The organism is Azospirillum brasilense (assembly GCF_003349955.1).
Taxonomy (GTDB): Bacteria; Pseudomonadota; Alphaproteobacteria; order Azospirillales; family Azospirillaceae; genus Azospirillum; species Azospirillum brasilense_B.
In genome coordinates this window covers 92,748-100,161 of record NZ_QLKQ01000014.1, presented here as the reverse complement: position 1 = coordinate 100,161, position 7,414 = coordinate 92,748, and the positions used below count along the sequence as shown (strand labels likewise).

At 66.6% G+C, this 7,414-nt stretch carries 8 protein-coding genes; 4 read left to right on the top strand and 4 right to left on the bottom strand.

The features are described from left to right. Positions 1 to 1,693, bottom strand: a 1,693-nt coding sequence (locus DXK32_RS08975) for a sensor histidine kinase (RefSeq protein WP_162801119.1), incomplete at its 3' end; no start/stop codon positions are given. A gap of 323 nt (positions 1,694 to 2,016) precedes the next feature. On the opposite strand from DXK32_RS08975, the gene DXK32_RS08970 reads away from it, so the two are divergent. Beyond that, the gene (locus tag DXK32_RS08970; RefSeq protein WP_014197503.1) at positions 2,017 to 2,223 is read left to right on the top strand and encodes a cold-shock protein; all 207 of its coding nucleotides are present in this window, start codon (positions 2,017 to 2,019) and stop codon (positions 2,221 to 2,223) included. Between the two features lie 169 nt (positions 2,224 to 2,392). Continuing rightward, on the top strand, positions 2,393 to 2,656 hold the full coding sequence (locus DXK32_RS08965) for a hypothetical protein (protein WP_114858184.1): 264 nt from the start codon (positions 2,393 to 2,395) through the stop codon (positions 2,654 to 2,656). 38 nt (positions 2,657 to 2,694) lie between these two features. Here DXK32_RS08965 and DXK32_RS08960 read toward each other — a convergent pair whose 3' ends face one another. Further along, on the bottom strand, positions 2,695 to 3,207 hold the full coding sequence (locus DXK32_RS08960) for a MarR family winged helix-turn-helix transcriptional regulator (protein WP_035676767.1): 513 nt from the start codon (positions 3,205 to 3,207) through the stop codon (positions 2,695 to 2,697). A gap of 140 nt (positions 3,208 to 3,347) precedes the next feature. Between DXK32_RS08960 and DXK32_RS08955 the strand changes: the two genes are divergently transcribed. Next, complete coding sequence (locus DXK32_RS08955) at positions 3,348 to 4,220, top strand: branched-chain amino acid aminotransferase (RefSeq protein ID WP_114858183.1); 873 nt, start codon at positions 3,348 to 3,350, stop codon at positions 4,218 to 4,220. 71 nt (positions 4,221 to 4,291) lie between these two features. Here the strand turns inward: DXK32_RS08955 and DXK32_RS08950 are convergent, their stop codons facing one another. Both DXK32_RS08950 and DXK32_RS08945 read right to left on the bottom strand, forming a co-directional pair. Then, positions 4,292 to 4,636, bottom strand: a complete 345-nt coding sequence (locus DXK32_RS08950) for a helix-turn-helix domain-containing protein (protein ID WP_114858182.1) — start codon at positions 4,634 to 4,636, stop codon at positions 4,292 to 4,294. Further along, entirely contained in the window at positions 4,606 to 4,986 is a 381-nt protein-coding gene (locus DXK32_RS08945; protein ID WP_114858181.1) for a type II toxin-antitoxin system RelE/ParE family toxin, read from the bottom strand. The genes DXK32_RS08950 and DXK32_RS08945 overlap by 31 nt, the downstream gene beginning before the upstream one ends. A gap of 270 nt (positions 4,987 to 5,256) precedes the next feature. On the opposite strand from DXK32_RS08945, the gene uvrB reads away from it, so the two are divergent. After that, on the top strand, positions 5,257 to 7,395 hold the full coding sequence (gene uvrB, locus DXK32_RS08940) for an excinuclease ABC subunit UvrB (RefSeq protein WP_114858180.1): 2,139 nt from the start codon (positions 5,257 to 5,259) through the stop codon (positions 7,393 to 7,395). Positions 7,396 to 7,414: the final 19 nt, after the last annotated feature.

Sequence of the window (7,414 nt, the reverse complement as noted above, 5' to 3'; positions counted from 1 at the left end):
CGGCGGTGGTGGGAGCGTGGGGCAGGGTGACGGCGAAGACCGAGCCGCGGCCGACCCGCGACCGGACCTCCAGCGGGTGGCCGAGCAGGCGGGCGGTGCGCTCGACGATGGACAGGCCGAGGCCGGCGCCGCGCGACCCGTCGCGGGCGGGGTTGCCGATCTGGTAGAACTCCTCCCAGATCGTGCCCAGCTCCGCCTTGGCGATGCCCTGGCCGCTGTCCCAGACCTCCACCCGCAGGCCGTCGCCGCGCCGCCGCACCCCGACGACCACGCCGCCGCGCGCCGTGTATTTGACGGCGTTGGACAGCAGGTTGCGCAGGATCGGCTGGAGCCGCGCGGGATCGCTGCACACCCAGGCTTTGGTGGGCATCACGGTCAGCCGCAGGCCCTTGCCCTCCGCCTCCGCCCGCAGTTCGGCGGCGAGCTGGTCCAGCAGCGGGGCGAGCGGAAAGGCGCCGATCTCCACCGGCACCACGCCGGCCTCCAGCCGGGACAGGGTCAGAAGATCGTCCAGCAGCCGCTGCCCGGCCTGGAGCGACGCCGAGGCCATGGCGCCGAGCTGCTGGAGCGTCGGGTTCGGCGCCTCCTTCAGCAGCAGCTCGTGGAAGGCGGCCAGACCCTGCAGGGGTTGGCGCAGGTCGTGGCTGACCGTCGCCAGCACCTTCATCTTGGCGAGGCTGGCCGTCTCCGCGCTGCGCAGGGCCTTCTCCAGATCCGCCGTGCGCTGGCGGACGCGCTCGTCCAGGCTCTGGTTGGCGCGCAGGAGTTCCGCCCGCACCGCCTCCTCCCGCCGGGCGCCTGCCAGCGCGAAGGCGAACAGCACCGTCGCTCCGGTCAGGATGCCGCCGCTGACCGCCGTGGTCCACAGCGCGCGTTCGCGCCAAGGGGCAAGCACCTCGGCCAGGGGACGGCTCGCGACCACAACGATCGGGAGGCCGGTCAGCATCCGCGCGGCGGTGATCCGCGTGCCCTCGATGACCGCCGGTCCGCCCGGCGGGTCCCAGGGCTGGGGCCAGGCGGCGTCGGGCGGGGCGACGGCGCTGTCCGGCGGCCACTCCGCCAGCTTCTCCTTGCCGCTGGTGAACAGGGCCAGCCGGGCGCCCTCGCCCCAGCCGGCCTCGCCGTACATCTGCGAGAAATAGGTGTTCTGGATGCCGGCGACCGCAATCGCCTGCAGCGCTCCCTCCTCGTCGCGCAGGGCGCGGCTGATGGTGAATCGCCCCTGGCTGATGCCCGGGCCCGCGGGCAGATAAGATCCGACATGGAGCGCCGGCGGTGGTCCCTGGGTGACGCCCAGATGGGCCTGGGCATAATCCCGCTCCGACAGGTCACGGCGCGGCGGCGGGTGTTCAGCGCTGTCCAGAAGCAGCCGGCCCTGCGCGTCGAGCACCCAGACTCCGGCGATCTGCGGCAGGCGTTCGGTGCGGGCGCGCATCGCCTCCTGGATGCGCCGCCCTTCGGCGGGATCGCGGCGGTCCCACCGCTCCAGCGCGTCCAGCAGCATGCGCAATTGGGCGTCCCCCGCTTCGATGGCGCGGCTGGCGTGCTCGTCGAGAAGGTGGGCGGTGGCGGTGAACTCGCGGCGGGCCTGTTCCAGGGTGGCGTGGCGGTCGCGCGACACCGACAGGGCGGACACGCCGACGCACAAGGCGGCAAAGGTCAGGAAAGCGGCCACGAGGTGGGCACGCTGCATGCCGCCGCTCCTTTACGAAAGCTAAGACAAAAGAATCGGATCGCCAAAACTATGGGCTAAGCAACAAGCCGGGGACAACTCCGCCGAAGGGCAGGGCCGACACCGACGAACGAGGCAAGAGTCGTGAGTCGAAACAAGTGCGCGGGGCTTTGTCCGAAGGGTTCGGGTTGCATCAAGGCCTTTCGATCCCCACATGAAAAGAGTCGAATTTCTTTGGGTCTACGGTCCGCTTGCAGATCGCTGCGTCTGGTCCTTCCCCTCGGTGATTTGATGTGAACCCGTGGCACGAGCGCTATGGGAAACCTCGTTCAAGGAACTGCCAGATGGCTACTGGAACCGTGAAATGGTTCAACACCACCAAGGGCTACGGCTTCATTCAGCCGGATGACGGGACGGCCGACGTGTTCGTCCACATCTCCGCCGTTGAGCGGTCGGGCATCAACATTCATGAAGGCCAGAAGCTGTCCTACGAACTCCAGCGCGACCCCAAGAAGGGCAAGAGCGCCGCGGCCAACCTGAAGGAGGCGTGATCTTCAGCCCCGGTTTTTGCCGGGGCCGCCCGTTCAGGGGCCGCCCGTTCAGAAACCGGTTGCCCCCAATCCTGTAACAGCCGCTTCACAAAAGAAACGCATGCTCCATGGACCATCGGGACCGCCCGGATGGTGCCATGGGGCACGATGACGATCACAGGAGGCATGCATGGCATCCGATAACCGCAGCGCGGATCGGAATGATCTCGACTCCATGACCCGCGAGTTTCTGGCGAAGGGGGGTAAAATCGTTCAGTGCCCGCCGGGGTCTTCGGACAGCGTGGTGTACAAGCGCACGTCCTTCCGCCGCCGCGGCGCCGCGAACGCCACGGCAAAGGACGGGACGGAGGGCGCCGCCGGCACGCCGCCGGCGGACGCGGCTCCCGCCGCCGCCGCCGCCGCCGAACCGGCCCCGACCCCGGCCAAGGAGTGAGTTGACCGGGGGGTGACGACTGGTTTCCGGTCCGGTTCCTACCGCTTCACGGCGGCGAGCCGGGCCGGCACCGGGGGCGCGAACTTCACCCGGTCCTCCTCGTCCATCATGCCCAGCATCACCTTGCGGAAGCCCTCCACGGCCTCCGCCCCGGCCATGCGGTAGGCGCGGGCGATCCGCTGCCGCTGCGTTTCGGAAAGCTGGCGTTCCAGCTCCACGCCTTTTTCCGTCAGTTCCAGCAGACGCTGCCGCCGGTCCCGCACGCCCGTCTGCTGCTGGATGAATTCCTGCCGGACCAGCTCCCCCAGCACGCGCGACAGGCTCTGCTTGGTGATCTTGAGGATCGCCAGAAGCTCCGACACGGTGATCTTCGGGTAGCGCCCGACGAAATAGATGACGCGGTGGTGCGCCCGGCCGAAGCCGATCTGCGCCAGGATCTCGTCCGGCTCCGCGGTGAATTCCCGATAGGCGTAGAACAGCAGCTCCATGCCCGTGCGAAGTTCCTCTTCGCGCAGGAAAAGCTGGTTCACGCCCGCTTTTATGTCAGCCATGTTGACGTGATCGGTGCGATTCGTTACAAATGGGTCAATAAGCCAGACATAAACGAACAAAGCCCGCGAGACAAGCGCGGCTTTCGACAATTCCATTCCAAGTCCCGAGCAACGGGCCAAAGACCAAGGTGGGAGCCGCCATGTCCATCCTTCCCTTCGACGACCGCGACGGCGTGATCTGGTACGACGGCGCGCTGGTGCCGTGGCGCGACGCGAATCTGCACGTCCTGTCGCACGGCCTGCATTACGCGAGCTGCGTGTTCGAAGGCGAGCGCGTCTACAACGGCACGGTGTTCAAGCTGACCGAGCACAGCGAGCGTCTGGCCGCCTCGGCCCGCATCCTCGGCTTCGAGCTGCCCTATTCCGTGGCGGAGATCGACGCCGCGACCAACGAGACGGTGAAGGCGATGGGCTTCACCGACGCCTATGTCCGCCCGGTGGCGTGGCGCGGCAGCGAGATGATGGGCGTGGCGGCGCAGGACAGCCGCATCCACGTCGCCATCGCCGTCTGGCAGTGGCCGAGCTATTTCAGCCCCGAGGCGAAGATGGCCGGCATCACGCTGACCTGGGCGCCGTGGCGCCGCCCGGCCCCGGACACGGCGCCGACGGCGTCGAAGGCGGCGGGCCTCTACATGATCTGCACGCTGTCCAAGCACGCGGCCGAGGCCGAGGGCTACCAGGACGCGCTGATGCTCGACTACCGCGGCTATCTGGCGGAGGCGACCGGGGCGAACCTGTTCCTGGTGATGGACGGCAAGATCCACACGCCGAAGCCCGACTGTTTCCTGGACGGCATCACCCGCCGCACGGTGATCGACCTCGCCAAGGCCCGCGGCATCGAGGTCGTCGAGCGCCACATCCAGCCCGACGAACTGGCGAACACCCAGGAGGTCTTCCTGACCGGCACGGCGGCGGAGGTGACGCCAGTCGGTCGGATCGGCGATTACCGCTTCACGCCGGGCCGCGTCTGCGAGACGCTGGTGAAGGACTACGACGCGTTGGTGCGCGGGTAAGGGGCACGCCCTTTTTTCCCTCCCCTGCATTGCGGGGGAGGGCCAGGGAGAGGGCAAGCGTTGCAAAGCGCTTATCGCTCCATCACCACGACGCGCGCATGATCCCGCGAGTCCGGTTTCGGGCGGACCGTGATTTCGACATCGCGTCCGAGCGCCACCAGCCCGCGCACCAGCCGCTCGATTGAAAATCCCGTGAGCTTCCCGCGAATCAATGCGGACACTTTGGGTTGATCCAGACCCATGCGCTCCGCAGCCTGCTTCTGCGTCAGGTCCAAGTCGCGGATGGCGAGCGCGATCTGTCCGGCCAGCCGCGCCTTCGCCATGGTTTCCTCGGCATCCGCCAAGCCCAGGTCGGCAAAGACGTTGCCGCTTCCCTCGGCGAGCGTCAGCTTGCTTTCGTCTTTCCTGTCTTCCATTGCGCGTACAACTCCTCCGCCACCTTCAACCGCTGACGGATCAGGTCGATCTCGTGGGCTGGTGTGGCAATTCCTCGTTTGGACTTCTTCTGGAAGGCATGAAGCACGATCACGGCGTCCTCGAAGCGAACCGTGTAAACGGCCCGGTAGGCATCTCCGCGATGATCCTCCACGACCTCCAGCACCGAAGCGCCGCCGAAGCCATGCAAAGGCTTGGCTTGCTCATGCTTCAGGCCGATTTGTGCCAGATGGACAGCAAAGCCGATTGTTCTTTTGACGGCGTCAGGAAACCTCAGGAGATCAGTTTTGGCGCTGGAAACCCACAAAACAGCCCTTTCTTCTGATGACATTTCTTGTTCCTTGAACTTTATCGGTTAGAGAAATTTCCTTGACCGCGGGCATGAAGGGGTCCTTCCACAACAGATTTTTTCTAATTTCTGCTTCTGCAGATTGCCCATAGAGGAATATGCCAGAACAGGCATGCGGTCAATGCCAAAAATGGCATTGGCAATGTGAAACCAACTTGCAGCAGCCCCCGGACAAGCCCACGCTCGACAGCGGGGGTGGGGTGGGCCATATACTCGGTTCCCGTTCCGTACCCCTGGCGCGAGCGCACCGGCATGTCCCATCCCGTCCTGACCGCCCTCCCGCAGAAGTCCCTGCCCAAGCTGGAGGCCGGCAAGAAGTTCGAACTGGTGTCGGAGTTCAAACCCTCCGGCGACCAGCCGCGCGCCATCGGGGAGCTGACCGAGGGGCTGCGCGCCGGCGAGAAGGATCAGGTGCTGCTCGGCGTCACCGGGTCCGGCAAGACCTTCACCATGGCGCACGTCATCCAGCACGTTCAGCGCCCCACCCTGGTGCTCGCCCCGAACAAGACGCTGGCGGCGCAGCTCTATGGCGAGATGAAGTCCTTCTTCCCGAACAACGCGGTGGAATACTTCGTCTCCTACTACGACTACTACCAGCCGGAAGCCTACGTGCCGCGCACCGACACCTTCATCGAGAAGGAGTCCTCGATCAACGAGCAGATCGACCGGATGCGCCACTCGGCGACGCGGGCGCTGCTGGAGCGGGACGACGTCATCATCGTGGCGTCGGTGTCCTGCATCTACGGCATCGGCTCCGTCGAGACCTATTCGGAGATGACCGTCGATCTGCGCAAGGGGCAGGTGGTCGCCCAGCCCGACCTGCTGCGCAAGCTGACCGAGCTTCAGTACAAGCGCAACGACGCGGCCTTCGGGCGCGGCCTGTTCCGGGTGCGCGGCGACACGGTGGAGCTGTTCCCCGCCCACATGGAGGACCGGGCCTGGCGCATCTCGCTGTTCGGCGACGAGATCGAGGGCATCCACGAGATCGATCCGCTGACCGGCGAGAAGATCGCCTCGCTGGAGGCCGTCCGCATCTATCCCAACAGCCACTATGTGACGCCCAAGCCGACGCTCAATCAGGCCATCGAGCAGATCAAGCGCGAGCTGAAGCTCCGGCTGGAGGAGTTCAACGCCCAGGGCAAGCTGCTGGAGGCGCAGCGGCTGGAGCAGCGCACGACCTTCGACATCGAGATGATGGCGGCCACCGGTGCCTGCGCCGGCATCGAGAACTATTCCCGCTACCTGACCGGCCGAGCGGCGGGCGAGCCGCCGCCGACGCTGTTCGAGTATCTGCCGGGCGACGCGCTGCTGATCGTGGATGAAAGCCACGTCATGGTGCCGCAGATCGGCGGCATGTACCGCGGCGACCGTATGCGCAAGGAGACGCTGTCCGAATACGGCTTCCGCCTGCCCAGCGCCATGGACAACCGCCCGCTGAAGTTCGAGGAATGGGAGGGCATGCGCCCGCAGACGGTCTTCGTCTCGGCCACCCCCGGCCCCTGGGAGATGGAGCGCACCGGCGGCGTCTTCGCCGAGCAGGTGGTCCGCCCGACCGGCCTGATCGACCCGGAGGTGATCATCCGCCCCACCGAAACGCAGGTGGACGACCTGATCCACGAGTGCAAGGAGGTGGTGGCGAAGGGCAACCGCGTGCTGGTCACCACGCTGACCAAGAAGATGGCCGAGGCGCTGACCGAATACATGCACGAGGCGGGTCTGCGCGTGCGCTACATCCACTCCGACGTGGAGACTTTGGAGCGCATCGAGATCATCCGCGACCTGCGGCTCGGCGCCTACGACGTGCTGGTCGGCATCAACCTGCTGCGCGAGGGGCTGGACATCCCCGAATGCTCGCTAGTCGCCATCCTGGACGCCGACAAGGAGGGCTATCTGCGCTCCAAGACCTCGCTGATCCAGACCATCGGCCGCGCCGCCCGCAACGTCGAGGGGCGGGCGATCCTCTACGCCGACAAGATCACCGGCAGCATGCAGTACGCCATCGACGAGACGGCGCGCCGCCGCGAGAAGCAGCGGGCCTACAATCTGGAGCACGGCATCACGCCCGAATCCGTGAAGAAGGCCATCGGCGACATCCTGGAGAGCGTCTACGAGCGCGGCGACCACGTCACCGTCAAGACCGGCCTGAACGCGACGGAACTGGTCGGCCACAACCTGAAGTCCGTGATGGCCGACATGGAGAAGCGCATGAAGGCCGCCGCCGCCGACCTGGAGTTCGAGGAGGCCGCCCGCCTGCGCGACGAACTCCGCCGGTTGGAGGCGATGGACCTGGGGCTGGAGCAGCCGGGCAGCATCGGCATCAGCTCCGCCCGCCAGGGCCGCGGCATTCCCGAGGGCGCTCCGAAGAAGCAGGGCCGCCGCGGACGGCGCTGACCGCGGCGTCATCCGCGGA

What these genes read in the sequence shown, in the direction of transcription:
- uvrB (WP_114858180.1), top strand. Translation starts at nt 5,257, where the DNA reads ATGTCCCATCCCGTCCTGACCGCCCTCCCGCAGAAGTCCCTGCCCAAG.
- DXK32_RS08965 (WP_114858184.1), top strand. Translation starts at nt 2,393, where the DNA reads ATGGCATCCGATAACCGCAGCGCGGATCGGAATGATCTCGACTCCATG.
- DXK32_RS08960 (WP_035676767.1), bottom strand. Translation starts at nt 3,207, where the DNA reads ATGGCTGACATAAAAGCGGGCGTGAACCAGCTTTTCCTGCGCGAAGAG.
- DXK32_RS08955 (WP_114858183.1), top strand. Translation starts at nt 3,348, where the DNA reads ATGTCCATCCTTCCCTTCGACGACCGCGACGGCGTGATCTGGTACGAC.
- DXK32_RS08970 (WP_014197503.1), top strand. Translation starts at nt 2,017, where the DNA reads ATGGCTACTGGAACCGTGAAATGGTTCAACACCACCAAGGGCTACGGC.
- DXK32_RS08945 (WP_114858181.1), bottom strand. Translation starts at nt 4,986, where the DNA reads ATGTCATCAGAAGAAAGGGCTGTTTTGTGGGTTTCCAGCGCCAAAACT.
- DXK32_RS08950 (WP_114858182.1), bottom strand. Translation starts at nt 4,636, where the DNA reads ATGGAAGACAGGAAAGACGAAAGCAAGCTGACGCTCGCCGAGGGAAGC.